General features: G+C 72.3%; 2 protein-coding genes and 1 pseudogene. All 3 read right to left on the minus strand.

Going from position 1 to position 1,219, the window contains the following annotated elements; translation table 11 throughout:
- Positions 1-336, minus strand: a pseudogene (locus tag ACZ6I1_RS35010) (hypothetical protein); the annotation flags it as partial.
- Positions 326-856 carry a SigE family RNA polymerase sigma factor gene (locus tag ACZ6I1_RS35015; RefSeq protein ID WP_469293173.1) on the minus strand — a complete coding sequence of 177 codons (531 nt, stop codon included), beginning with the start codon at positions 854-856 and terminating at the stop codon, positions 326-328. The gene ACZ6I1_RS35015 and the pseudogene ACZ6I1_RS35010, both read right to left, overlap by 11 nt.
- Positions 853-1,219 (minus strand): hypothetical protein (locus ACZ6I1_RS35020; RefSeq protein WP_469293175.1); only part of this gene is annotated, 367 nt, incomplete at its 5' end. The genes ACZ6I1_RS35020 and ACZ6I1_RS35015, both read right to left, overlap by 4 nt.

The following is a 1,219-nucleotide window of genomic DNA, read 5'->3' on the forward strand; positions in this document are numbered from 1 at the left end:
GTCGCCTTCCGCACACGCGACAACGGCCGTGGGCGCAGTGGCGGTGGGTGCGGCGGGGGAGGACGCGGTGGGGGAGGGCGCAGGAGGTGCAGGGGAAGGCGTCATGGCGGAGGCGGCGGGTGGAGCCGGGCGCCGGTGGGAATCCGGGCCGCCCAGGGCCGTGGTCAGGCCGAACACGAGGGCTGCGGCCACTACGGCGGTGCCGCCCGCGAGCGCGGTGTGTCGGCGCCGCCGACGTGATGCGGCCCGGCGGCGTACTTCCGCACCCGTCGTGGGGGCGGGCCTGCCGGCGCTGTCGGCCAGCTCGCGCAGCGCGGAGGAGAGTTCATCGGGCACGGTCGTCATCCTCCTTCTTCTCGCTGCTCCCGCCCGCTACGCCGACCTCGTTCGCCGGCAGCAGCTTGGCGAGGGCTGCCCGGCCTCGCGAGAGACGGGCCTTGACCGTACCGGCCGGGGCGCCGGTCTCGGAGGCTACCTGCTCCACGCTGAGGTCACACAGGTGGTGCAGAACGATCGCCAGGCGCTGGGGCTCCGGGAGCTGTCGCAGCGCTGCGACAAGGGCGACGTGCTCGGGGTCGGGGCCGGGGTCGTGACCGGGCAGCGGGGTACGGCGTACCAGCTCCAGCCACCGCCGCGCCCGCCGCCAGTGGCTGACCGCGAGACGCATCGCGACGGTGCGGATCCAGGCTTCCGGGGCCTCCGTGGCAAGGAAGTCACGCCGCCGGTCCCAGGCACGTACGAAGGCCTCCTGGACGACGTCCTGGGCCTGGCCGTGGTCACCGGTGAAGGAGTACACCTGGCCGACGACCCGCGGGAACGCCGACGCGTAGAACGCGTCGAACTCGTCCTCCGTCATGCCGCCCCCATCGGTCCCAGAATTTTTTCATTTCGCATGCAACCCCGTGACTCCCGGCATGCGTACAGGTCGTGTAAATCGAAGCACACCACATAGGGGGCTCCGTTGACCAGGGGAAACAAGGTAACCGGGAGAGCGGCGGTCGTGGCCGCTCTCGGTGCGCTGCTGCTCGCGGCCACAGCATGTGCGCCGAGCGGGGCCGATCGATCGGACGGCTCCAAGCCTTCGGACCGGCCGAGCGCGACGAGCTCGCCGAAGGCGAGCGGGACGGCTTCGGCGAAGCCGGGCGGCGGTGCGGGAAACACCGGCGGCCCCGCCAGTACCGGCGACAGCACCGCTGTTGTCGCGTGTGGGGAAGGCGAT

Source organism: Streptomyces sp. NPDC046303, assembly GCF_055588085.1.

Excerpts from the sequence above, each read along its gene's own strand:
- ACZ6I1_RS35015 (WP_469293173.1), bottom strand. The coding sequence starts at position 856 with ATGACGGAGGACGAGTTCGACGCGTTCTACGCGTCGGCGTTCCCGCGG.